Below are 23,546 nucleotides of genomic sequence, written 5' to 3'. Positions count from 1 at the left end.
ATTATTGGAGTTCTTTTTTTAATTGATTAGCCAAGCGATTTTTATTATTAGTATTATATACAAATCCTAAGACTTCAGCTACAGCTTTAAACAACTCTCTAGGAATGATATCATCAACATCACAAACCTTATAAAGCTCTCTTGCTAAAGGAGGGTTTTCATAAACAATAACATTATTTTCATACGCTACTTGTTTAATACGCAAAGCTAAAAAATCCACCCCTTTTGCCACAATACGCGGTGCTTGCTCCTTACTCGTATCATAGCGTATTGCTACAGCATAATGCGTTGGATTAGTAATAACTACATCCGCTCCTGCAACATCTTGAACCATACGACGGCGTGCTGCTTCCATTTGAAGTCTACGAATTCTGGCTTTAACCTGAGGATCACCTTCCATTTGTTTATACTCATCTTTTATTTCTTGTTTACTCATACGCAAACTTTTAAAATACTGAAAACGTACCAAAAAAATATCCAATACTGCAATAATTAAAAAAGCAATAATCACTATAGCTGCTAAAATAACAGCCCTATCTCTTAGCCAAAGCAGTTGATTTACTATATTATAAAGCTCTACTCTTGGAAGCTCTTGTATAAATCTAAGCAAAACTATAAAAGCTATAATAAAAACAATACTTACCTTTAATATTATTTTTAGACTTTCAACAAGTTTTTTTAATGAAAAAAGATTTTTTAAACCCTTTAAAGGATTGATTTTATCTAAATTAGGAACAATAGGTTTAGTAGTAAAAATAAAACCAAATTGCATAATATTTCCCAAAATCCCTGCAATCATAATACTCAAAACTATAGGTGCAAGAATAATTAAAAGCTCAAAAATACTTTTAATCATAATAGCTTGGATAACACGCACATCAAAATCAATACCAATGAAACTTTGATAATACCTATATAAATTAATAATTCTCTCACCCATAAAGCCTATCATAAACAAGACTATAGCTACTCCAACTATCAAGCTTACAATAGCTGCTGCATCCTGAGATTTTGGGACATTACCTTCTTTACGAGCGTCTTCTATCTTCTTGGATGTGGGTTCTTCAGTTTTTTCTTGATCATCACTTGGCATAATTAACCTATAAAAATTCTAAAAGATTTATAAAAAGTTGATCAATTTTTAATCAACTTTAAAGAAAGGGAGTAAAAGACCCCAATTAGGGATCTTAAAAATTAAAGTTTAGCCTCATTTTTATTAAGATATTCTGCCACACCTTTAGGATCAGCTTTCATACCTTCATCGCCTTTATTCCAGCCTGCTGGACAAACTTCACCGTGTTCATTAGTAAAAAGCATAGTATCAACCATTCTTAACATTTCATCAATATTTCTACCTAATGGTAAATCATTAATTACAGCATGGCGTACTGTACCATCAGCATCAAGCAAAAAAGAACCACGAAGAGCTACTGCTTCTGCATAAAGCACATCGAAATTTCTAGCAATTTGTTTTGTCAAATCAGCAACAAGTGGGAACTTAACCTGACCAATACCACCATGATTTATAGGAGTATTTTTCCAAGCAAAATGCGAAAATTCATTATCACCTGAAATTCCAATCACTTCAATGCCGCGATTTTTAAATTCTTGATATCTTTTATCAAAAGCAATAATTTCAGAAGGACATACAAAAGTAAAATCTTTGGGATAAAAAAACACCACTGCACCTTTAGGGCCAATATTTTTATAAAGATTAAAATCCTGAACAATCTCATTATTACCCAATACTGCTGGAGCAGTAAAATCTAAAGCTTTTTTTGTAACTATCATTAACCTATCTCCTCAATTTTTTATTGCGTGATAAAATTATATCGTTTCAATCTTTATTTTTTTTTAAAGATTAACAAATGTTAAAGATACTATATGTTAAAGATACTATAAATTTATAATTTATCAAAAAATAAATTTTTCTATTATCAAAAATTTAATTTTTTAATATTTCTATGCTAAAATCTTTAATCTATAGTAATTATATTTTTTAAGGAGAAAACATGGCTGTAAAAATCACAAATACCTGTATTACATGCGGTTCTTGTATAGATGAATGCCCCGTAAATGCTATTGTCGATGATGCTAATAATCCAGAAGGTGAAGACAAATACTACGTTTATGCAAATAAATGTGTAGAATGCATAGGATATAATGATCAACCAGCCTGTGCTAGTGCCTGTCCTACGAGTGGATGTATAGTATGGAGTACCATACAAGCAGGACAACCCTATCGGAATAATATTAGTCTTAAGATGAGAAATGGGGATATTGCAGTTTTTGCGTAAAGAAGAAATTTAAAAATGGTTTAACAAAAAGCTAGTAAGTTTATTAACTTTTCTTTTGGATTTAACTTTTTTTAAACAAACTTAAGTATAATTTTAAGCTTTAATTGGAATCAAGGAGTTATTATAAAAATGGAAAAAACTTTATCTATAATTAAACCTGATGCTGTTAAAAAAGGTGTTATAGGAAAAATTTTAGATCGTTTTGAAAGCAACGGATTAAGAATTGCTGCGATGAAAAAAATTCAACTTAGCAAAGAACAAGCTCAAAACTTCTATGCTATCCATAAAGAAAGACCTTTTTTTAAAGATTTAGTTGAATTTATGATCAGCGGCCCTGTTGTTGTTTCTGTATTAGAAGGAGAAAATGCCGTACTAAAAAACAGAGATTTAATGGGTGCAACCGATCCTAAAGAAGCTAAAGCAGGAACAATCAGAGCTGATTTTGCTCAAAGCATTGATGCAAATGCTGTCCATGGAAGCGATAGTTTAGAAAATGCTAAAATTGAAATAGATTTTTTCTTCGAAGCTAATGAAATTTGTTAGATGAAAATTACTTTTTCTAAGATTAATGTAAAGGACTATCCTTTTAAGCTTGATCTTGAAAATATAATTTTTGAAGGAAAATTAACAAAAATAAATCCCAAACTTATTAAAATAAACGCCTTAATGCAAGGATGCGTTCAAAGAAATTGTGATAGTTGTGGGATAGAATTAAAACTTGAGATTAAAGAAAACTTAGAGCTTTTTGCAAGCGATGGTGTCTTTAAAGATAAGATGAATGAATTAAGCAATACTATAGAGTTCTTTGATGGCAATATAGATTTAGAAGAAATTGCCATAAGCGAACTTCAAGCTTATTTGAGTGATTATTTTTACTGTAAAGATTGTGATAATTAAATTTTATATAAAGGAGATAAAATGGCAGTACCAAAAAGAAGAGTGAGTAAAACCCGTGCAGCCAAACGTAGAACTCACTATAAAGTTACTCTTCCTATGCCTATAAAAGACAAAGATGGAAGTTATAAACTACCTCACCGTGCAAATCCAATAACTAAGGAATACTAAAATCAATGATAAACATTGCTATTGATGCAATGGGTGGTGATTTTGGAGAAAAGCCCATTATAAAAGGTGTTTTAAAGGCATTAGAAAAAAAACCTTTTAACGCCATCTTAGTGGGAAATTCTAAAATTTTAAAGCCTTTAATACCAAAAAATTTAGAGCAGTACATACAATATGAAGAAGCAAATGAAATTTTTTCAATGAATGAAAGTGCCACTGATGCTTTAAAAAACAAAGAAACGACAATATATAAAGCCATCAACCTACTCAAAGAAAAAAAAGCAGATGCTGTCGTTTCAGCTGGTCATAGTGGGGCTAGCATGTCTTTAGCTACACTAAAATTAGGCAGATTAAAAGGAATTTCTCGTCCCGCTATTGCAACTTTAATGCCAAATATCATAAACAAAACTTTACTTTTAGATGTAGGTGCTAATACAGATTGTAAAGCTGAAAATTTATTTCAATTTGCTATAATGGGCGAAGTTTATGCTAAAGAAATAATGCAAATTCAAAAACCGCGTCTTGCTTTGCTTTCAAATGGAGAAGAAGAATCTAAGGGCAATGAACTCACCAAAGAAAGCCATCAACTTATGAAAAAACTTCCTAATTTCATAGGCAATGCAGAAGGCAGAGATATTTTCAATGCGCAAGTAGATGTTTTAATTTGTGATGGCTTTGTTGGAAACGCTATTTTAAAATCTTGCGAAGGTGTTGCAACAGCAATTTTTCAACTTCTAAAAGATGAAATAAAACAATCTTTTATTTCTAAAATGGGTGCTTTATTTATGAAATCGTCTTTTCAAAAATTAAAAAAACACACTGATTGGAAAGAATATGGCGGGGCTCCATTGCTTGGTGTTAATGGCTGTGTTATTATAAGCCATGGAAAAAGTGATGCTAAAGCTATTAAAAACGCGATTTTTCAAGCTATTAATTTTAGTCAATCTCATATTAATGAACTTATAGAAAATGAACTTAGAAAATACAATGTTTAAAGCCAGTATTAAAAGCATAGCTTCTTATATTCCAGAAAAAATTTTAAGCAATGCTGATCTTGAAAAAATGGTCGATACTACTGATGAGTGGATCACTAGACGCACAGGTATTAAAGAAAGACGCATTGCTAGTGAGAATGAAAATACAAGTGACTTAGGCACCAAAGCTGCTATTAAAGCCATACAAAGAGCAAATTTAAAACCTCAGGATATTGACGCTATTCTTGTAGCAACACTAAGCCCTGATTATTTTACCATGCCTTCAACAGCTTGCAAAATCGCCTCTAATTTAGGACTTGTAAATATCACAGCATTTGATATTTCAGCAGCTTGTTCTGGTTTTATTTATCTTCTTGAACAGGCCAAAGCCCTTGTAGAAAGTGGACTTAAAAAAAATGTTTTAATTATAGGTGCTGAAAAAACAAGCTCTATCATGGATTACAATGACAGAAGCATTTGTATACTTTTTGGGGATGGTGCTGGTGCTGCAGTAATAAGCTTAGATGATACCAATCACATCCTTGATGTACACACAGCAAGCAACGGAAATTATGCTGATCTTTTAATGACTCAAAGATCTCAAAAATCAGATTTTTGTCAAACACTTGCTATGGAAATGAAAGGTAATGAAGTTTTTAAAATCGCCATAAACACTCTTAGCGATGATGTTGTAAAAATCTTAGAAAAAAACAAAATTCCTGCTCAAAATATAGATCTTTTCATACCTCATCAAGCCAATTTACGCATCATTAAAGCGGTTCAAGAAAAACTCCATCTTAGCGATGAAAAATGTGTTATTACTGTACAAAAATATGGCAATACCTCAGCCGCGTCCATACCTATGGCTATGAGTGATGCTTACGAACAAGGACGTCTTAAAAAAGGAAATTTAATCTTACTTGATGCCTTTGGCGGTGGATTTACTTGGGGTTCTGCACTTTTAAGATTTGCTGGAGAGAATTTTTAATTCTCTCATTTTAAACTATTATGCGTATTTTTTTTGAAACTCTTTCATGAATTCGCATAAAGTTTTAACCTGTTCCAAGCTTAAAGCATTATATATACTTGCACGAATCCCACCTAAAATCCTATGTCCTTTAAGACCTATCATTCCTGCTTCTTCAGCTTCTTTTACAAAAAGAAGTTCTAAATCCTCATTGATATTAAAACTTACATTCATTAAGGATCGATCTTTTTTATGAGCATGTCCTTTATAAAAACCCTCACTAAAATCAATACAATCATAAAGCATACTAGCTTTTTTCAAATTGTTCTCATGTATTTTTTCAAGTCCTCCTTGCTTTAAAAGCCAATCCATTTCAAGGTTAAACATATAAATAGCAAAGGTTGGAGGTGTATTAAATAAAGACTGATTTTGTGCATGAGTAGCATAATTTAACATACTAGGGATTTTTTTATTTTGTGATCTTTGCAACATATCTTTACGAATAAAGGCACAAGTTAAACCTGAAATTCCTGCATTTTTTTGCACTCCACCGTAAAAAAAAGCAATATTTGAAAAATCCACCTTTTGAGAGAAAAAATCACTAGAAGCATCTACGATTAAAGGGGCTTTAGTTTTAGGATAATGCTTATACTGAGTACCATAAATAGTATTATTAGAACAAATATAAGCATAATCGGCCTCATCACTAAATTTTACATCAGGAATAAAATTAAAATTGCTTTCTTGGCTGCTTGCTGCTATCTTTACATTAAGACCTAAAATTTGTGCTTCTTTAATCGCTTTTTTTGTCCAAATCCCTGTATTAGCGTATTCACAAACCCCATTTAAAGCCAAATTCATAGGAATCATAGCAAATTGCAAGCTTGCCCCACCTTGTAAAAATAACACTTCATAATCTTGTCCTAAACCATAAAGTTCTTTAGCTTTTTCTTGTGCTTGAAAATGCACCTCTTCAAACACCTTAGTACGGTGCGAAATCTCCATGATAGAATAACCTTTTCCTTGATAATCACAAAGTTCTTTTTGGGCTTGCTCTAGAATTTCTAAAGGTAAGGTTGATGGTCCTGCACTAAAATTAATTTTTCTCATAATTTATCCTTATAAAATTTTTGCTTCTTTTTGAGAGTTTTGCGAACTTAAAATAATTATATCCTCGCTTTGAAGCTCCTCTAAACTTACTATTTTATTATTTTTCTTAATACAAATGAATTTTTTACTTTTATTGAAAAAATTTTCATGTTGCAAATAAGCATTTTGTAATTTCTCTAATTTTAATTTATTATAACAAAACCTATTCATTATTAGATTATAAAGTTGCTTTTCCGTATTATAACTTTGTTTTATTTTTTCATCTATGATCTTTGGTAAAGAATTAGCCTTAAAAATTCTATTTAAATTCAAAAGTAAATTATCATAATTTTGCATTTTATTTTGCCAAAGCTGTCTTAATTTCTCTTCTAATAAATCTAAATTTTGTTCTAAATTCAATTTAGAATAGAACAAAACATCAATAGCTGCTGAAGGCGTAGGGGCTCTAAAATCAGCGACAAAATCACTAATGACATAATCAATTTCATGTCCAATTGCTGAAACGATAGGGGTTTTAGCCTTAAAAATTTCTCTTGCTAAATTCTCATCATTAAAACAAAAAAGATCCTCTCTACTTCCCCCTCCACGTGCTATAATAATAACATCTAAAGCCATATTATCAGCTTTTTGTAAAGCTTTTATAAGAGATAAGGGTGCATGATTGCCTTGAGTTAAAGCGTCAAAAACATAAATTTTTGCTAAAAAATATTCTTTTTGATGGATGAGTTTTAATACATCTTGTAAAGCTGCTGAAGTCTTTGAAGTAATAATACCCACTTTTTTAGGAAATTTTGGCAATTTTTTTTTAAAACACGTATCAAAAAGCCCTTCTTTTTGTAAACGTTCCTTCAATGCTAAAAACTGTGCTTCTAAATCTCCTAATCCTGCTTTTTTCATACTTGTAGCAATAAATTGATAGCGTCCGCTTTCAGGATATAAACTCACACTTCCAATAAGCTCTAAAAAATCTCCCACAAGAGGTTTAAAATCAAGCTTTAAATTATACCCTTTAAACATTGCACAAGCAATACTTGATCTTTCATCTTTTAAATCAAAATACCAATGCCCTGAACCATGCATAGTGATCTTTGAAAGCTCTCCACTTAAAACAATATTATCAAAATGTGCCTCTAATAAAGCCTTAGCTTTTAAATTTAATTCACTTACATTCATAATTTTCCAAAAATATAAATTATTACAAAAAGCATCAATATATTTTGTTTTGTATAATAAAGTTACACTTTTTTAAAATTTTAAGGTTTTCTCTTGCCTTAATGCTAAAATTTTAGAAAAAATATTATATATAATACTAGTATATTTCAAACTTAAAAAGTTAAAGGATTTTATTATGAAATTAAAAATTTTTTGTTCAATTTTAGCTTTTGCTATCTTAAGCTTTGCTCAAGAACCCAAGCGTCCTGAATGCATTGCCCCAGCTCAACCTGGCGGTGGATTTGATTTAACATGTAAACTCATTCAAGTAGGCATGCTTGATGCTAATATTATTTCAACTCCTATAAGAGTTACTTATATGCCTGGTGGAGTAGACGTTGTAGCTTATAATACTATGGTCAATAACAGATCTAAAGATGGTAATGTTGTAGTGGCTTTTTCAAGCGGAACCTTACTTAACATAGCTACAGGAAAACATGGAAAATATAATGAAAACGATGTTAAATGGCTTGCCTCCGCAGGTGTGGATTATGGAATGATAGCTGTAAAAGCAGATTCTCCTTATAAAAACTTAAAAGACTTAATAAGTGCTTTACAAAAAGATCCTAATTCCATTAGCATAGGTGCAGGAGGTTCTATAGGAGGACAAGATTAGATGCAAACAGCTTTACTTGCCAAAGCTATTAATGTCGATTAAAAAAAAATACTTTATGTAGCTTTTGAAGGAGGAGGAGATGCTTTAACCTCACTTTTAGGCAATCACATTGATGTAATTAGTGCAGGCGTAGCAGAACTCATACCTCAAATTAAAACAAAAACCATTAGAGTTTTAGCTATTTTTTCTCCAAACAGACTTCCAGGAATCTTAGCCGATATCTCAACTGCTAAAGAACTAGGCTATGATATACAATAGCCCACACTTAGAGCCTACTACATGGGATCAAAAGTTTCAAACGAAGCTTATAATTGGTGGCTTAATGCATTTGAAAAATTCCAAAAAACTCAAGAATACAAAGATCAATTAAATCAAAGATCTTTATTTGAATTTAATAAAAATGGCAAAGATTTAGAAGAATTTGTCAAAAAACAAACCGAACAATATAGAATTTTAGCTAAAGAATTTAATCTTATAAAGTGAAAACAATATCAAGCATAAAAATCATAGCAGGAATTTTACTGATTGGAAGTTTAATTGCAATCTACATAGGTTTAGATATACATTCAGATTTTAATTACTAACCCCTAGGACCTCATCCTTTTCCTGTGGGAATTTTGATTTTAATCGCTATTTTTTCTTTATTTCTTATTCTTTTTTCTAAGAATACTAATAAATGGGGTAATTTTATTTTTTGGAAGAAATTCATCATTTTAACTTTGACTCTTTTAGTTTATGCTGCTTTTTTTGAATTTTTAGGCTTTATGATTTGCACAATGTTTTTAATTTTTTTTATAGCTTTGCTTTTTAATACAAGCTTTATTAAAGCTTTTATTTTTTCTATATTAAGTAGCATTATTTTGTATTATCTCTTTGATAATTTATTGCAAATCACTTTACCATTTGGCCTTATCTTTGATAATTTTAATTGAAGGAAAATTATGGATACTTGGATGTATTTAATGCAAGGATTTAATATAGCTTTAGATCCTTATAATATTCTCATAGCCTTAATAGGTTGTTTTATAGGTACTATTGTGGGTATGCTTCCTGGGCTTGGACCTATTTAATGGAGTGGTTATTTTACTGCCTCTAGCCTTTGGAATGAATTTACCTGCAGAATCTGCAATTATTTTACTTGCAACAGTTTATATGGGTTGTGAATATGAGGGAAGAATTTCTTCCATACTTCTTGGAATACCTGGAGATGCAGCAGTCATCATGACTACTTTAGATGGGCATCCTTTAGCCAAAAAAGGCTTAGCAGGCAAAACACTTAGTATTTCAGCACTCAGCTCTTTTATTGGATCTTTTATAGCAATTTGTGGTATCATACTTTTTGCTCCACTTATTGCACAATGGTCTTTGAAATTTGGGCCTGCTGAATATTTTGCCCTTATTGTTTTTGGTTTAGCAACCTTAGGAAGTATGCTAGCACAAAAACCTATAAGATCTTTTCTTTCAGCCTTAATAGGACTTTTTTTAACTACCATAGGTATAGATGGAAATACAGGAGTTTATCGTTTTACTTTTGATAGTCCGCATTTATATGATGGAATTTCTTTTATTATTTTAGTGATAGGACTTTTTTCGGTTAGTGAAATTTTTTTGATATTAAAAAATACTCATACAAGTCAAAATATCATCAATAAAACAGGCAAGCTTTTAGTAAATATTAAAGAGTTTTTTCTCTGTTTTTGGACTATTATTGGATTGCCAGGTTCAGGAACAACTGCTGTAATGATGGGAGCATTAACGCTTTATAATATCACTCCAGGTCCTACAATGTTTAGCGAACAAGCAAATATAGTATGGAGACTTATAGCCTCTTTATTATTTACAAATGTAGTTTTGCTTTTAATGAATTTACCCTTAGTAAGTAAGAATTTTCGTAAAAATTTTAAGCATACCTATATGGAGTTTAGCTCCTATTATAATCATTGTTTCAATTATAGGTATTTATTCTATTAATAGCACCAGCTTTGATATAATTTTAATCCTAATTATAGGTATTATAGCTTACATTCTAAGAAAACTTGAATTTCCAATGGCACCACTTATACTTGACTTTGTACTAGGAGAACAACTAGAAACCAATCTAAGAAGGGCTTTATCTATTAGCAATGGAGATTTTTCAATACTTTGGAATGGCCCTATAACTCAAATTTTACTCATAGCAGCTGCATTGATTATAATAATGCCATTTTTAATCAAAAAGCTAAGAAAAACTAAATTTTATTTTTTTTAGCTATAAACATAGAACTCACGCCAAAACTAAAGCTTTTAAAATCAAAGATTTTAAAACCTGCATTTTTAAGTTCTAAAACAAATTCATCCTTGCTTAAAAACCCTTCAATAGAATTAGGCAAATACTCATAAGCACTCTTATTTTTACTGATCATAGCACCTATACTTGGCAAAATATTTTTAAGATAAAAATCTCTAAAAGCTGTAATAAAACCGGTTTTTTCTCTTTTTATAAATTCTAAAACCACTAAAATACCTTCTTTTTTAAGCACTCTAGCAAATTCTTCTAAAGCCTTTTGTCTTTGAACTACATTACGTATACCATAGCTAATGCTTATAATGTCTACACTCTTGCTTTCTAAAGGTAAATTTTGGGCTTGAGCTTCTATAAATTCGACATTAGGAAATTTTTCTTTTGCTATATTTAGCATAGCACTACTTGGATCAATACCCTTAATATTTAAGGTATTTTGCGTTTTTAAAGCACTTTCTTGCCAACTTCGTATCATATCTCCTGTGCCACATGCAATATCAGCAATTTTCAAATTTTGCTTTTCATATAAAGCCATTACTTTTTCACAAGCTTTCCTACGCCATCTCACATCAGCCCCAAAACTTAAAATTCTATTAGCCCTATCATAAGTTGGAGCAATTTGATTAAACATTTCTATGATTTTTTTTTGTTTTTGCATGTTTATCCTTTATAGATTTTCAAATTTTTACTTGCCTTTTTAAGCAGTTTGCAAAGCTGTTTTTTTCTAGTTTTAAACAATAAATTTCTGTCTGCAGCACTAAAATACTTTTTATAAAGCTTATTTAAAATTTTCATTTTCAAAAAACAATGAAAATATTTCAAAAAAATAAATGATGCAAAAAAACTCTGCTCAAAACTCTCTAAAGTATTTTTATTTAACACCTCTTTTCTTAAGAAAATAAGCTTTTTTCTAAGCTCTAAGGCTACAAGTTGTTTAAAAAATCTCTCTTTAGAATGACCCTTATAAAAAGAATTTTCTCTAATAAAAAAATCAAGATCATCTAAAAGATCTTGATGCTTCTTTAAAAACAATAATAAATTTTCACTATTTATAGTGCTTTGAATTTTATAAATTATAGCTTTAAACTGCAAAGCCAAAGCATCACTTAATTTTTGATCTAAAACAGTATTCATGCTAGATAAAAAAATATAAAAACTTCGCATATAAAATACTAAGTTCTCTAAATCTTTCTTATCTTTTTTTTCTAAAAATAACTTCCAATAAAATTGTAGTTTTTCAAATAAATAAAACAAAATAATTCTAAATCCATCAAAAGCACCAATAAAAGCTGGAAAATCTAAAACAAAATTTTGTTTTTTCTCTATAAGGTTAAAATACTTTTGCACATTAAAATCTTCATATCCAAAACCATACAATAAAATCGATTTAAAATCTAAATTATAATGAAATTCTTTTTGAATTTTAAACTCTTTGGGAATTTTAAATTGCTTAGCTGAATTTAAATCTGGAAAAAATACTTTTAAAACACAAATTTTAGGTTTTTTATAAATATCTATATAAGCTTTCAAAGAAGGAAATTTTAATTCAAAACGCTTTTTTTTAATACTTTTTCCTATAATTTTTTTTCGGGCTTTTTCATATTGCTTTTGAGAAATTCTTTCTTCTCGTTCTAAGATTAAATCATTTAATTTTGTAATTTTATAAAATTGTTTGGAAGAACTTTTAAATTTAATGCTATGCTTTAAAGTGATTTTAGTATAAAAAATTTCAAGTTCATAATTTTTAAGACAATTATTTTCCAAATTATCTAAAAAAGTGCAATCAGAAAGCAAAAAATTTTTTTCAATTTCACAAACCATTAAAATAACCCTTAATTCATAAGGATTATTTTAATCTTATTTTGCTTAATGACACTTTTTACAACTATCAACATAAGCACAAACTGATAAATGATTGATCAAATTACCTAGCTTTGTTTCTAAATGTTCTTGATATTCATTAAGCTTTGCATCTTTAAAATTTAAATCTTCTATGTTACCACATTTAGAACAGATCACATGAACATGTTTTTCCTCATAAATATCATAACAAGCTTTTTGATTTAAAACATTAACTTCAACAACCAAACCTTGCTCTTGCAAAGTATTAAGATTTTTATAAACTGTTGCTAAAGAAATGGATGGATACTCTTTCTTAATTTCTGCATATAATTGATCAATGTTTGGATGTTCATGCCTTTGTAAAATTCTCAAAACACAAAGTCTTTGCGGAGTAGCTTTTAACTCATGTTTTCTAAGCATTTGTAATAATTCCATTTTTTATATCCTCACTTTTTAACTCGAAATAATAATAAAATTTTTATTAAAAAAAGTTTATATCAAATAATATTTTTTATTGCTTAATCATAAAATCGTAAAACTTCCTCTACTAAAGTCTTAACATCCTTTCCTAAACTTCTCTCTACTTCACTTGTTTTACCATGCTCAATAAATTCATCTGCATATTCAAAGCTAATAAGCTTGATTGACAAATCGTATTTTTGCAAAAAATCATTAATCAAAGCACCCACACCGCCAATCTTAGCATTTTCGCTAAAAACAAACCAAATGCAACTTTCTCTAGCAAGTTCTACTAAAAGCCCTTCATCCAAAGGTTTTGCAAAAATAAGATCAATTAAATTAGCATTTTTACCCAATTCTTGTAAAGACCGTAAAACTTGCCATGCCTTTCCCACACCCTGTCCATAACCTAATAAGGCAATTTGACTATTGTTTTTTATAAGCCATTGTGCTTTAGCAAGTTTGATTTGACAGGGACTAAACTCTTTATCTAAAATAAAACTTCCCCTAGGATAACGAAAAGCAATAGGCCCTTGATGCAAATAAGAATATTCCATAACTTTTTGCATCATCTTTTCATCTCGCGGTGCTAAGAGAGTAAAATTAGGCAAAGGTGCTAAAAAACTCACATCAAAAACCCCTTGATGTGTCTCCCCATCTTCGCCAACTATGCCTGCTCTATCTATAGCAAAAACGATATTTAAATTCATAATAGCACAATCATGGATGATTTGATCATAAGCACGCTGTAAAAAAGTACTGTAAATGGCAACAAAAGGTTTAAATCCCTCTTTTGCCATAGCTGCCATAGAAGTAACAGCATGTTGCTCTGCTATGGCAACATCCCAAAAACGATTAGGATATTTATCAATTAATTTATCAAGCCCTGTACCGCTTGGCATGGCCGCTGTAACCCCGACAATATTCTCATATTTTAAAGCTAATTGCATTAAAGTAGCAGAAAAAATTTCAGTGGCTGATTTTTTAGCATCAAGCTTTTTAATACTTTCTCCACTATCTATGTCAAAAGCTCCTACCCCGTGCCATTTAGCATGCTTTCCTTCTGCTAAAGTATAGCCTTTACCTTTGATGGTTTGTGCATGCACTACACAGGGCTTTTGCATAGCCTTTGCCTGTTTTAAAGCTAAAATCACCTCAGCTAAATCGTGCCCATCAATAGGACCAATATATTCTAAACCTAATTCTTCAAATAAAAGCCCAGGAGTAATAAGCTTAAAACTTTCTTCAAAACGTTTTGCTATATAAGTAGCACTATTGGGCAATACCCCAAGCATTCTTGCTACACGTTTTTTAAAATTTTGATAAAATTGCGTTGCCATAGCTTGAGAAAGATATTTTGAAATCGCACCTATGGGTTTTGAAATGCTCATTTCATTGTCATTTAAAAGTATCACGCAAGGAAATTTAGAATCCCCTAATTCATTTAAAGCCTCATAAACCATTCCCGCACTCAAAGCTCCATCACCTATTAAGGCTATAGGGATGCGTTTTTCTCCTTTTAAAGCAATAGCTTTGCAAGCACCAAGTGCTAATGAAATAGAAGTGCTTGAATGTCCTGCAACAAAATAATCTCCTTCACTAGGCTTTGTATAACCACTTAAACCATTAATTTGTCTTAAGGAATCAAACACATCCTCTTTTCCACTTAAAAGCTTATGGGTATAAGATTGGTGAGATACATCAAAAATAAAAGGATCTGCACTAACATCAAAAACCAAATGCATAGCTATGCTAAGCTCAACAGCACCTAAATTCGAACTTAAATGCCCTCCATTTTGGCTGACTACTTGTATTATTTTTTCACGTATTAAAGCAGCTAAATCTTGTAATTGTTTTAAACTTAACTTTTCTAATTCTTCCTTGCTATAAGCAAATTTTTTACTCATTATTCACCATTTTTTTAATTTTCATCAAACGAGAATTAAGATTAGACTCCATATTGCCCATATCACTTATAATTACAACACTGCCTTTGCTAATAGCATCATCAAGACTCACTTTAATGTGTGCATTTTCACTAAATTGTTCTTTTAAATACTCATAATCATCTGTATTGACCTTAAGCTCTATAGTGCTAGCACCTTTAAGCTCATTAATTAAATCTTTTGCTAAAGCATAAGCTATTTCTTTAGAATTAGGATCAAGCTCTTTTAAAATCACTTCTTTAGCAATATCTATGGCTGTTTCTGCTAATTCTTTTTCATTTTTTTCTATAAAAGTCTCTAAATTAGCACAAGCACTATCAAGTTTTGCTATGCTTTTTAAATACTTGTCTTTAAAATCATTAAGTTCTTTTTGGAATTCTTCTTTAGCTTTTTCATAGCCTTCTTTAGTAAATTTCTCTTTAGCATTTTCAAGCTCGGAATTTAAACGATTATTAAATTCACTCTCTTGGCTTTCTATTTGCATTTGAAGTTTAATAATATTACTTGACATTTCATCGGTTTTTTTAAGCAAATCTTCAATAAAACTCGGCTGAAATGAAGGAATATGAGATTCTTGCTCTACTGGAGAAACTAAAGATTGATTTTCTTCGTTTGAGTTTTCATTGTTTGAAGATGCATTATCATTTTCTTCCTTAGAACTTTGGACAAGATTTTGTTTTTCTGCTGCAGGAGTATCAAATTCAGAAATCACTTTAAAACGGTATCCTTCAACTACATGCTGATCAGAACTTCCACCTGAAATAACATTGCTACGATTAATCATTATCCACCTACTCTATCATTTCATCTGCATCGCCTGTTTGCACAAGTCCTTGCTCCGCAAGTTTTTGCACCACTTCTACTACCTTTCTTTGCGCATCTTCGACATCTTTTACACGTACAGCTCCTAAAAAACCCATTTCTTCAAGAAAAGCTTCACTCGCACGCGTAGACATATTTGCTAAGAATTTTTGCTTTAATTCTTCACTAGCACCTTTTAATCCTATCATTAAATCCCGCTTATCAGCGACTTTTAAAATCTCTCTGATAGCTTGGGTGCTAAGTTTTTGTATATCATCAAAGGTAAACATAAGCTCTTTAATAGTCTCTGCTAAACGCTCATCACTTTGTTCAATATAAGTAATAGTAGATTTGCTTGCTTTTTGACCCAAACGATTAAGCACTTCAGCCACAGCTCTTGGACCCCCTACTTCAACTTTATAAGAAGTAAGGCTTTCAAGTTTGCTTTCTAACACAGCTGAAACTCTTTTAATAATACTTGGAGAAATATCGCCAAGATTTGCCATTCTTATTACAACTTCAGCCCTTAACTCATCGCTAAAATACTCTAAAGTTTCAGCCGCATGGATTGAGTCCATATGTGCTAAAATAAGGGCAATGGTTTGAGGATGCTCTTTAGTGATAAAATCTGCAAGCTGCTGAGGCTTAATTTGTGCCAAATATGAAAAATTTTGGTTATTTTCCATACTTTTGGTAAGTTTTTCAAGAATTTTATTAGCAATTTCAGGACCAAAAGTACGAAAAAGTATTTCTTTAGCATATTCTAAACCGCCGCTTTTGATGTATTGATTTGATTGAAGCAAGGTATAAAATTCTTCTAAAACCGCAGTAGCTACAGAACGATCAACATTTTTTGCCATAGCAATATAACGCGAAATTTCAGTAATAACATCAATTTCCATATGTGAAAAAACCGAAGTTGTAGCATCTTCACCAAGTTGTATAAGAAATATTGCTACCTTTTCAGGCATAGATAAATCATCATAAACCATTTTTTGTTCTTCACTAAGCTTGATCATTACATATCCTTTTCACCAAATTCACTATCATTTTGGACTAAATTTTGTAAAAGTGCTGCGATTTCTTCACCCTTATCACTCACTAAAGCACGCAATTTTTCAAGTAAAACTTCATATTGAATAGAATCTTCATTGAAATTTTCCCCAAAACCAAGTTGTTCTTCGACTTTTTTCCTGGCTGCATTGAATTTTTCTAAAGCATCTTCAGCATCATCTAAAACAGCACTTGAACCTTGTTCCATTTCTTCTTGTACTGCGACATCTTCTAGCATTTTTTGGGTAAATGGCGCAATAACTTTCTTGTAGAAAATAAAAAGCAAAATCGCTGCGATAAAATATTTAACCGGTGGAATAAAAGGCTCAATAAAACGATTATAAAAAGTTTTAACCTTGCTTTCAACCCTAATAGACTCACGATGAAATGGCAAATTTTGCACCACAACACTATCCCCTCTTGCAATATTGAAATTAATAGTATTTTTAACTATACTTTCAACACTTGCAAGTTCTTCCTTACTTAATGGCACATACTCGCTTTTGACATTGCCATTTTCATCAACAACATCTTGGTATTTCCCATCAATTGTAACAGCAGCTGAAGTACGCACTACGGTTGCAAATTGCTTTTTAGTATTGGTAATAGTTTTTGAAAGTTCATTATTTGTAGTTACTTGATTTTTTTTATAAGTATCAATTTGACCTTTATTATCTAATCCTTCAACCGGACCTATATTAGAAACCGCACCTGGGACTCCTTGAATTTCAGGATCTTTTCTACCTGTTCTTTCTTCATTTAAAGTTTGTTCGCTTCTTACTATAGGATTAGGATCATAAATTTCACTTTGGGATTCTTGCTTAGAAAAATCAAAATCTATATTGACACTTACTTTAACCTTATCCATACCGCCGGCAAAAGGTGCTAAATTTTCTACGATTTTATCTTCTAAGAATTTTTCTTGATCGCTTTTAAATTTAATTTGTGCACGAACCAAATCATCTTCATAAGCTTCTTGTTCATCAAGAGGCACACCTCTTTGATCGCTAATTTTTACATTTTCTTTACTCAATCTCGCAACAGCAGCAGAAACAATATTTTTAATCCCATCAATTTGTTTTCTAGTCAGCTTTAAACCTTCACGCACATTAACAACAACCGAAGCCGTAGGAGGTATTTGCCTTTCAGTAAAAACACTTTCTTTAGGAAAAGCTATATGTACAACAGCACTGCGTATAGGATCTAAAGTTTCTATAGTTCTTGCAAGTTCACCTTCAATAGCCCTTTGATATTTTACTTTTTGCTCTTCATTAGTAGCTCCAAAAGCTTGAGTATCAAAAGCTTCAAAACCTACACGACTATCTTTAATAAGCCCTTCACTTGCAATAAACATTCTTTGACGATAAACTTGATCTTGAGGTACTAAAATTTTATTTTCACTCTCTAATTTGTAAGGGATATTATTTTGTTCAAGTTTAGCTACGATTGCAGCAGAAGAACTTGGACTCACATTTTCAACTAAAACAGCATATCCTTTATTTACACTACTTGCACTTCCACGAAACAAAGCCAAAAATACTAAAAAACCTACCACAACTACAATAGACACAGCAATAACTATACGCTGTTTACGAGTTAGGTTTTGATAAAGCTGTCCGATTTGATGAAACATATTTTTAAAATCCATTAATCCTCATCCCTTAAATTAGCAAATTTTACGCATTATTTTCTTGATAAGTTATTTTTTTAAAATCTTTTCCATTTCTGTTAAAAATTTCTCATTTTCATAGGGCGTTCCTATAGTAATACGCATAGCATTTAAACCATAGCTTTTTAAATTTCTTATTATTATACCCTTTTTAAGCAATTTTTCAGACAAATCTATGCTATTTTTTTCATCAAAAAAATAAGTAATAAAATTCGTATAACTTTGAAGAGTTTTTATACCATGTTTTTTTGCAAATTCATAATAAAGCTGCATTTGAGAAAAATTATTCTTTAAAGTTTTTTTAACAAATTCTTCATCATCTAAGGCTGCTACTGCGGCCTTTAAAGCAAGATTGCTTACATTAAAAGGGGCACGTAGTTTATAAAATGCATTAATAATTTGTGTGTTTGCTATACCATAGCCTATACGCAAGCCTCCAAGCCCATAAAGTTTAGAAAAAGTTCCTAAAAAAAGCACATTTTCAAATTCTTTAATCAAATCATAAGGCTCTAAATGTTTTTTTTCATCTTTAAAGCTTGCAAATTCATTATAAGCTGCATCAAGGACAAGCAAACAATCCTTATCCACGTCTCTTATGAATTCAAGCACTTCATCAGCATCCAAACACTCACCCAAAGGATTATTTGGCAAGCATAAAAAAATAATTTTAATTTCTTCTTTATGCTTATCATAAAGCGTTTTAAATTCCTTTAAATCATGGGTAATGCTTGAGGTTTTATAGCATTTTGCACCCCTTTGTTTAGCATAAATTTCATACATAGCAAAAGTTACACCAGTTTGTAAAAAGGCATTTTGAGGGTTAAGCTTAGAATGCACAGCAAATTCTATAATTTGATCACTACCCGCACCAATAATGATATTTTCATTTTTAATCTTGTATTTTTGTGCAAGCTTGCTTTTAAGCTCTATCATGCTATCATCAGGATAAAGATAAGCTTTACTTGCATTTTGCTTTAAACTTTCAATAGCCTTTGGAGGAACGCCAAAAGGATTTTCATTGCTTGCTAACTTTATAACTTCACTAATACCATATTCTTTTGCGATCACTTCTATATCTTTACCCGGTTCATAATTGCTTAAATGATTTAAAAACTCATTAAAATTCATTTTTTTCTCCTGATAAATAAGATCCAAGCCATACGATTTCTTCTATATTTTTCAAAGCCCTTTGGACATTTTCATCATCAATATGTCCTTGAAAATCTATATAAAAACTGTGTAAAAATTCTTTTGATTTTACAGGACGCGATTCAAGCTTGGTAAGGTTAATATTTTCTTTTTTAAATTGCTCTAATAAAAAACTAAGCCCTCCTGGCTTATGATGAGTATGGGCTAAAATAGAGGTTTTACAATTTGGCATTTTAGCATTTTTAATATCACTTAAAATCAAAAATCTTGTTTTATTAGCCGCATTATCTTCTATCTTATCAAAAAGCACAGGTACATTATAAAGTTTTGCAGCGATCTTAGAACAAATTGCTGCAGAGTATTTATCTTCGCAAGCTAAATAAGCCGCATGGGCTGTAGATTTTGAAGGCACAAATTCTATAGTGCTAAGTTCATGGCTTTCTAAAAATTTACGACATTGATTATACCCTTGAGGATGAGAATAAATGCGTTTTATTTCCTTTAAATTTTCATTAATACCTACAAAAGAATGGTGTATATCCATATAGATCTCACCAAAAATTTTCAGTTCATGGTATTTACCAAGACAATCTAAAGTAACGCCTACAGCACCTTCTGTGTTATTTTCTATAGGTACTACTCCATATTTTGCCTCTTTATTACTTAATTCCTTAAAAACATCTTCTATATTAGCAAGCGCAATATAACGACTCATAGCCCCAAAACGACTTCTTGCTGCTTGATGCGTATAAGTCCCCTCAGGCCCTAAATAAGCTATGCTTTGAGGCATTTCTAAATTCCTAGAAACAGCAAAAATTTCTTGATAAATAGCTTCTATGGCATTATGATCTAAAAGCCCTAAATTAGCATCTTTCAAACGATTTATAATGGCTCTTTCACGTTCAGGGCGATAGATAGTCCCTCCACTGCTTTGCTTGATCTCACCTATATTTTTAACATAGATCATTCTTTCATTTAAAAGTTCTAAAATTTTATCATCTATGCTATCAATTTTATTTCTAAATTCTTCTAAATTTGACATCTTAGCTCCCTTAAAAACTCTAAAACACTAGGATAAACCCCATCAAGCAAATGCGTATTAATTCCTTTAGTATCGCTTAGTTTGCCGCTTAAAACAAGCAAGGTTTTCATCCCAAGTTCTTTTGCTTGAAACAAATCGCCTTTAAAATCATCACTAAGGATTGTAAGATCTCTAAAATCCGCTTTTGGATTTTGTTTTCTTAATAGCTTCAAAGCCTCTTGATAAAAAGCCTTACTTGGTTTACCCACAACTTCATATTCTAAACTCACAGCATTTTTAAGCATAGCCAAAATACTGCCCACCCCAGGATAAAGCCTATTGTCCTTTTTATAAATACTTGTTTCATGCATAAAAATAAATTTAATTCCTTTTTTAGCCAATTCTATCATACTAGCAAAGTCTTGAAATTTAAAATCATCATAACTGGCTATAAGCAAAGCATCTGGAGAAGTAAAATTAAGTTCAAAATCAAGTTTTTCAAGGCTACACAAAAATTCATTCGCACCAAATGCTGCAACTTTACAAGGTTTTAAAACGCGATTTAATACACAAAAAGGATCAATATAAGCATCTTTTTTAATTTCTAAACCTTTTTGCCTTAAATCTTTTAAAAAATCAAGTTTTTTTGTATTATTCGTAATTACAATATAAGGAAGATTTTTTGTATTTAAAAAATCAATCAATTCTTTAGCACCCTTAATCAAAGATTTATCAAGATCTGAAATCAAAGTCCCTTGCACATCTAAAAAAAACATTTAATTCCTTAAAAATTTCTCTTCTAAGGCGATTTGATCTTCAAAACTTTCTCTTTGACGGATTAATCTTACTTTTCCATCTTCTAAAGCCAATTCACAGACTTTATTTCTTGTATTATAATTGCTACTCATGCTAAAACCATAAGCTCCAGCATTTTTAACAATCATTATATCCCCGCTTTGCGTTTTAGGCAAAAATCTTGCTTTAGCAAAGAAATCTCCACTTTCACAAATTCCACCTACAATATCACACTTGCTTTCTTCTCCTTGATTATAAGGCAAAACAATCTCATGATAAGCCTCATATAAACTCGGGCGTATAAGATCATTCATAGCCCCATCTACGACAACAAAACGCTTTGTTTTATTATATTTCTCATAAAGCACACAACACACAAATTCTCCACTTTGCGCCACTAAATACCTTCCAGGTTCCATTCCTATAGTCAAATCAAGCCCTTTTAATTGAGCTAGTATACCTTGAGCATAATCATAAAGATTAGGTTCGCACTCTTGCTTTTCATAAACCACGCCAAGACCTCCGCCAATATCAAAAAATTTAAGATCTATTTGCAAGGCTTTTAATTCCCTCGTAAGTTGGGCTACAATTTTTGCTGCTTCATGGATAGGAGTGAGATCTAAGAGTTGGGATCCTATATGAAAATGCACTCCAACAGGATCTAAAAAAGAAGAATTTTTAGCATAAAGATACATTTTTCTTGCAAGATCAATTTCAACGCCAAATTTATTTTCATTAAGTCCTGTTGAAATATAAGGATGAGTTTTTGCATCCACATTAGGATTAACGCGGATGCTAATTCTTGCCTTTAAAGCCAATTCTTTAGCCACATTTTCTAAAAGCATCATTTCAGCTTCACTTTCAAGATTGATATATAAAATATCGTATTTTAAAGCAAGTTTTAATTCCTCTTTAGTCTTTCCTACTCCGCTAAAAATAATCTTATAAGGCTTCGCACCTGCTTTTAAAGCACGCTTAACCTCGCCTATACTCACACAATCAAATCCGCTATCTAAATGTGCAAACATCTGCAAAAGACTAAGATTTGAATTAGCTTTTACAGCATAAAAAATTTGAGATTTTCTAGCTTTAAAAGCATCTTTAAGATTTAAAAAACGTTCTTTTATCTTATCAAAATCATAAATATAAAAAGGAGTTTGAAAGTCATTTTTTAATTGTTTATAGTCCATTTTTAACCTTTAATTTCCATAATTTTACTACACAAAGCTTAATTTAGCGATGTTTATAATACATATAAGCACTTAAAAAACCTAAAAAAACTATAGGCAATATAATTCCAATTTCACTTATAATCACATCATTTTCACTCAATCTAGTAAGCAAAAACAGCACACCCCAAATCATCAAAGTAACAACAAAGGCCACAAAAGTCACAAAAGCAAGATTAAAAAACCTCGCTATAACAGGAAAAAAATAATACATAATAAGCATTAAAAACGGGGCAAAAAATGGAGTAAATAAGAATTTATAAAGACTGATTTTAGGAGCATCTATATTGACATTTTGTGCCCTAAAAAGCTCAAAACTTTCAAGCGCATCAGAAATAGAATAATCACTATTGCTAGCTACACCTTCTATGATCTTTGGTTTAAAACCATCAAGGGATCTAATTTGAGAAAATTCTTTTATCTTTAAACCCTCATTGCCAAGCCGATAATTTTTAGGCAACAGTGTAATATTGCCATCTTTTAAAACCCAACTTTGGCTTTCAAAATGTGCATTCTTAGCGCTTATAAAAGAACTTAAATTCAAATCATTAAGATGAAAAATTTTTATATTTTGGGCACTGTTTTGCCCATTATTTATTTTCCAAATATAAACAAAATTATTATTAAGCTTTAAAAATACCTCTCCACTTTGATTCATAATAGTGCCGTTTTTTAAAATATTTCTTTTATAATCATTTGCATAAGCAAAAGAAGTAAAATTAAGCCCTATATAAACGCAGCAAAAAAATAAAGCCCACAAAAAAGGAAATAAAATAATATAATTTTTACTAAAACCTAATGCATGAAGGCTTACAAATTCATTAGATCTTATCATAGAAACTAAACAAACTACCAAAGCAAAAACTAAAGAAATAGGCAATACATAAGGCACTGCTGAAAAGGATAAAAACATAACATAAAGCAAATCAAGATTAGCAGCTTTAGGCAAATCTTTAAAATTTAAAAGCAAATCAACGCCGCAATAAAAACCCAATAAAGAAAAAAAAATAATAAAAAAATTTTTTAAATAAATTCCTGAAATAAAACGAAAAAATATACGCAT

The 23,546-nt window shown here is 30.8% G+C and carries 22 protein-coding genes and 3 pseudogenes; 9 read left to right on the top strand and 16 right to left on the bottom strand.

The genetic code is table 11. The features are described 5' to 3' along the window. Nucleotide 1: 1 nt before the first annotated feature. Nucleotides 2–1,093 carry a flagellar biosynthesis protein FlhB gene (gene flhB, locus GRQ01_RS01910; RefSeq protein ID WP_158334163.1) on the bottom strand — a complete coding sequence of 364 codons (1,092 nt, stop codon included), beginning with the start codon at nt 1,091–1,093 and terminating at the stop codon, nt 2–4. Nucleotides 1,094–1,194: 101 nt separating this feature from the next. After that, entirely contained in the window at nt 1,195–1,791 is a 597-nt protein-coding gene (locus GRQ01_RS01905; RefSeq protein WP_158334162.1) for a peroxiredoxin, read from the bottom strand. A gap of 221 nt (nt 1,792–2,012) precedes the next feature. On the opposite strand from GRQ01_RS01905, the gene GRQ01_RS01900 reads away from it, so the two are divergent. The 6 genes from GRQ01_RS01900 to GRQ01_RS01875 all read left to right on the top strand — a co-directional run bounded on the left by GRQ01_RS01900 (nt 2,013) and on the right by GRQ01_RS01875 (nt 5,321). Then, nucleotides 2,013–2,297, top strand: coding sequence for a DUF362 domain-containing protein (locus tag GRQ01_RS01900; protein WP_158334161.1), 285 nt, complete (start codon nt 2,013–2,015; stop codon nt 2,295–2,297). 129 nt (nt 2,298–2,426) lie between these two features. Continuing rightward, the gene (gene ndk, locus GRQ01_RS01895) at nt 2,427–2,840 is read left to right on the top strand and encodes a nucleoside-diphosphate kinase (RefSeq protein ID WP_158334160.1); all 414 of its coding nucleotides are present in this window, start codon (nt 2,427–2,429) and stop codon (nt 2,838–2,840) included. Further along, nucleotides 2,841–3,194 (top strand): hypothetical protein, encoded by a 354-nt coding sequence (locus tag GRQ01_RS01890; RefSeq protein WP_158334159.1) that lies wholly within the window; start codon nt 2,841–2,843, stop codon nt 3,192–3,194. Between the two features lie 21 nt (nt 3,195–3,215). Further along, nucleotides 3,216–3,362: a 50S ribosomal protein L32 gene (gene rpmF, locus GRQ01_RS01885; protein ID WP_158334158.1), complete on the top strand. Its 147-nt coding sequence runs from the start codon at nt 3,216–3,218 to the stop codon at nt 3,360–3,362. A gap of 5 nt (nt 3,363–3,367) precedes the next feature. Beyond that, nucleotides 3,368–4,354: a phosphate acyltransferase PlsX gene (gene plsX, locus GRQ01_RS01880; RefSeq protein WP_158334157.1), complete on the top strand. Its 987-nt coding sequence runs from the start codon at nt 3,368–3,370 to the stop codon at nt 4,352–4,354. Beyond that, nucleotides 4,347–5,321, top strand: coding sequence for a beta-ketoacyl-ACP synthase III (locus GRQ01_RS01875; RefSeq protein ID WP_158334156.1), 975 nt, complete (start codon nt 4,347–4,349; stop codon nt 5,319–5,321). The genes plsX and GRQ01_RS01875 overlap by 8 nt, the downstream gene beginning before the upstream one ends. A gap of 18 nt (nt 5,322–5,339) precedes the next feature. Here the strand turns inward: GRQ01_RS01875 and serC are convergent, their stop codons facing one another. Then, nucleotides 5,340–6,410 carry a phosphoserine transaminase gene (serC, locus tag GRQ01_RS01870; RefSeq protein ID WP_158334155.1) on the bottom strand — a complete coding sequence of 357 codons (1,071 nt, stop codon included), beginning with the start codon at nt 6,408–6,410 and terminating at the stop codon, nt 5,340–5,342. A gap of 9 nt (nt 6,411–6,419) precedes the next feature. After that, nucleotides 6,420–7,583 carry an exodeoxyribonuclease VII large subunit gene (xseA, locus tag GRQ01_RS01865; protein ID WP_158334154.1) on the bottom strand — a complete coding sequence of 388 codons (1,164 nt, stop codon included), beginning with the start codon at nt 7,581–7,583 and terminating at the stop codon, nt 6,420–6,422. 175 nt (nt 7,584–7,758) lie between these two features. On the opposite strand from xseA, the pseudogene GRQ01_RS01860 reads away from it, so the two are divergent. The 3 pseudogenes from GRQ01_RS01860 to GRQ01_RS01850 all read left to right on the top strand — a co-directional run bounded on the left by GRQ01_RS01860 (nt 7,759) and on the right by GRQ01_RS01850 (nt 10,486). Beyond that, nucleotides 7,759–8,721, top strand: a pseudogene (locus tag GRQ01_RS01860) (Bug family tripartite tricarboxylate transporter substrate binding protein). A 116-nt stretch (nt 8,722–8,837) separates the two neighbouring features. Further along, a pseudogene (locus GRQ01_RS07795) lies at nt 8,838–9,170 on the top strand (tripartite tricarboxylate transporter TctB family protein); the annotation flags it as partial. 9 nt (nt 9,171–9,179) lie between these two features. Further along, a pseudogene (locus GRQ01_RS01850) lies at nt 9,180–10,486 on the top strand (tripartite tricarboxylate transporter permease). Here the strand turns inward: GRQ01_RS01850 and ubiE are convergent. The 12 genes from ubiE to GRQ01_RS01790 all read right to left on the bottom strand — a co-directional run bounded on the left by ubiE (nt 10,467) and on the right by GRQ01_RS01790 (nt 23,546). Further along, entirely contained in the window at nt 10,467–11,177 is a 711-nt protein-coding gene (gene ubiE, locus GRQ01_RS01845; protein ID WP_158334153.1) for a bifunctional demethylmenaquinone methyltransferase/2-methoxy-6-polyprenyl-1,4-benzoquinol methylase UbiE, read from the bottom strand. The pseudogene GRQ01_RS01850 and the gene ubiE overlap by 20 nt on opposite strands. Nucleotides 11,178–11,179: 2 nt before the next feature. After that, nucleotides 11,180–12,340: a CYTH domain-containing protein gene (locus GRQ01_RS01840; protein ID WP_158334152.1), complete on the bottom strand. Its 1,161-nt coding sequence runs from the start codon at nt 12,338–12,340 to the stop codon at nt 11,180–11,182. 45 nt (nt 12,341–12,385) lie between these two features. Continuing rightward, the gene (perR, locus tag GRQ01_RS01835; protein ID WP_158334151.1) at nt 12,386–12,796 is read right to left on the bottom strand and encodes a peroxide-responsive transcriptional repressor PerR; all 411 of its coding nucleotides are present in this window, start codon (nt 12,794–12,796) and stop codon (nt 12,386–12,388) included. Nucleotides 12,797–12,879: 83 nt separating this feature from the next. Next, nucleotides 12,880–14,727, bottom strand: a complete 1,848-nt coding sequence (dxs, locus tag GRQ01_RS01830; protein WP_158334150.1) for a 1-deoxy-D-xylulose-5-phosphate synthase — start codon at nt 14,725–14,727, stop codon at nt 12,880–12,882. After that, on the bottom strand, nt 14,720–15,550 hold the full coding sequence (fliH, locus tag GRQ01_RS01825; RefSeq protein ID WP_158334149.1) for a flagellar assembly protein FliH: 831 nt from the start codon (nt 15,548–15,550) through the stop codon (nt 14,720–14,722). Before fliH ends, dxs begins: the two co-directional genes overlap by 8 nt. A gap of 7 nt (nt 15,551–15,557) precedes the next feature. Beyond that, on the bottom strand, nt 15,558–16,586 hold the full coding sequence (gene fliG / locus GRQ01_RS01820; protein ID WP_158334148.1) for a flagellar motor switch protein FliG: 1,029 nt from the start codon (nt 16,584–16,586) through the stop codon (nt 15,558–15,560). Then, nucleotides 16,586–18,268 carry a flagellar basal-body MS-ring/collar protein FliF gene (gene fliF, locus GRQ01_RS01815; protein WP_158334147.1) on the bottom strand — a complete coding sequence of 561 codons (1,683 nt, stop codon included), beginning with the start codon at nt 18,266–18,268 and terminating at the stop codon, nt 16,586–16,588. The genes fliG and fliF overlap by 1 nt, the downstream gene beginning before the upstream one ends. Before the next feature lie 51 nt (nt 18,269–18,319). Then, entirely contained in the window at nt 18,320–19,417 is a 1,098-nt protein-coding gene (hisC, locus tag GRQ01_RS01810) for a histidinol-phosphate transaminase (protein WP_158334146.1), read from the bottom strand. Next, nucleotides 19,407–20,480 (bottom strand): prephenate dehydratase, encoded by a 1,074-nt coding sequence (pheA, locus tag GRQ01_RS01805; RefSeq protein ID WP_158334145.1) that lies wholly within the window; start codon nt 20,478–20,480, stop codon nt 19,407–19,409. Before pheA ends, hisC begins: the two co-directional genes overlap by 11 nt. Then, nucleotides 20,468–21,235, bottom strand: a complete 768-nt coding sequence (locus tag GRQ01_RS01800; protein WP_158334144.1) for an HAD-IIA family hydrolase — start codon at nt 21,233–21,235, stop codon at nt 20,468–20,470. Before GRQ01_RS01800 ends, pheA begins: the two co-directional genes overlap by 13 nt. Beyond that, a complete protein-coding gene (gene lysA / locus GRQ01_RS01795) occupies nt 21,236–22,444 on the bottom strand; it encodes a diaminopimelate decarboxylase (RefSeq protein ID WP_158334143.1) in 1,209 nt (402 codons plus the stop codon). Nucleotides 22,445–22,487: 43 nt separating this feature from the next. Next, the gene (locus GRQ01_RS01790) at nt 22,488–23,546 is read right to left on the bottom strand and encodes an LptF/LptG family permease (protein WP_158334142.1); all 1,059 of its coding nucleotides are present in this window, start codon (nt 23,544–23,546) and stop codon (nt 22,488–22,490) included.

The sequence above is a fragment of the Campylobacter bilis genome (genome assembly GCF_016806695.1).
Lineage (GTDB): Bacteria > Campylobacterota > Campylobacteria > Campylobacterales > Campylobacteraceae > Campylobacter_D > Campylobacter_D bilis.
Note: the sequence above shows the minus strand (reverse complement) of the source record. Positions and strands in the feature narration are given on the sequence as shown.

What these genes read in the sequence shown, in the direction of transcription:
- GRQ01_RS01900 (WP_158334161.1), top strand. Translation starts at nt 2,013, where the DNA reads ATGGCTGTAAAAATCACAAATACCTGTATTACATGCGGTTCTTGTATA.
- fliH (WP_158334149.1), bottom strand. Translation starts at nt 15,550, where the DNA reads ATGATTAATCGTAGCAATGTTATTTCAGGTGGAAGTTCTGATCAGCAT.
- ndk (WP_158334160.1), top strand. Translation starts at nt 2,427, where the DNA reads ATGGAAAAAACTTTATCTATAATTAAACCTGATGCTGTTAAAAAAGGT.
- plsX (WP_158334157.1), top strand. Translation starts at nt 3,368, where the DNA reads ATGATAAACATTGCTATTGATGCAATGGGTGGTGATTTTGGAGAAAAG.
- lysA (WP_158334143.1), bottom strand. Translation starts at nt 22,444, where the DNA reads ATGGACTATAAACAATTAAAAAATGACTTTCAAACTCCTTTTTATATT.
- GRQ01_RS01905 (WP_158334162.1), bottom strand. Translation starts at nt 1,791, where the DNA reads ATGATAGTTACAAAAAAAGCTTTAGATTTTACTGCTCCAGCAGTATTG.
- hisC (WP_158334146.1), bottom strand. Translation starts at nt 19,417, where the DNA reads ATGAATTTTAATGAGTTTTTAAATCATTTAAGCAATTATGAACCGGGT.
- fliF (WP_158334147.1), bottom strand. Translation starts at nt 18,268, where the DNA reads ATGGATTTTAAAAATATGTTTCATCAAATCGGACAGCTTTATCAAAAC.
- xseA (WP_158334154.1), bottom strand. Translation starts at nt 7,583, where the DNA reads ATGAATGTAAGTGAATTAAATTTAAAAGCTAAGGCTTTATTAGAGGCA.
- fliG (WP_158334148.1), bottom strand. Translation starts at nt 16,586, where the DNA reads ATGATCAAGCTTAGTGAAGAACAAAAAATGGTTTATGATGATTTATCT.
- dxs (WP_158334150.1), bottom strand. Translation starts at nt 14,727, where the DNA reads ATGAGTAAAAAATTTGCTTATAGCAAGGAAGAATTAGAAAAGTTAAGT.
- perR (WP_158334151.1), bottom strand. Translation starts at nt 12,796, where the DNA reads ATGGAATTATTACAAATGCTTAGAAAACATGAGTTAAAAGCTACTCCG.
- rpmF (WP_158334158.1), top strand. Translation starts at nt 3,216, where the DNA reads ATGGCAGTACCAAAAAGAAGAGTGAGTAAAACCCGTGCAGCCAAACGT.
- serC (WP_158334155.1), bottom strand. Translation starts at nt 6,410, where the DNA reads ATGAGAAAAATTAATTTTAGTGCAGGACCATCAACCTTACCTTTAGAA.
- GRQ01_RS01875 (WP_158334156.1), top strand. Translation starts at nt 4,347, where the DNA reads ATGTTTAAAGCCAGTATTAAAAGCATAGCTTCTTATATTCCAGAAAAA.
- GRQ01_RS01790 (WP_158334142.1), bottom strand. Translation starts at nt 23,546, where the DNA reads ATGCGTATATTTTTTCGTTTTATTTCAGGAATTTATTTAAAAAATTTT.
- GRQ01_RS01890 (WP_158334159.1), top strand. Translation starts at nt 2,841, where the DNA reads ATGAAAATTACTTTTTCTAAGATTAATGTAAAGGACTATCCTTTTAAG.
- flhB (WP_158334163.1), bottom strand. Translation starts at nt 1,093, where the DNA reads ATGCCAAGTGATGATCAAGAAAAAACTGAAGAACCCACATCCAAGAAG.
- GRQ01_RS01800 (WP_158334144.1), bottom strand. Translation starts at nt 21,235, where the DNA reads ATGTTTTTTTTAGATGTGCAAGGGACTTTGATTTCAGATCTTGATAAA.
- ubiE (WP_158334153.1), bottom strand. Translation starts at nt 11,177, where the DNA reads ATGCAAAAACAAAAAAAAATCATAGAAATGTTTAATCAAATTGCTCCA.
- GRQ01_RS01840 (WP_158334152.1), bottom strand. Translation starts at nt 12,340, where the DNA reads ATGGTTTGTGAAATTGAAAAAAATTTTTTGCTTTCTGATTGCACTTTT.
- pheA (WP_158334145.1), bottom strand. Translation starts at nt 20,480, where the DNA reads ATGTCAAATTTAGAAGAATTTAGAAATAAAATTGATAGCATAGATGAT.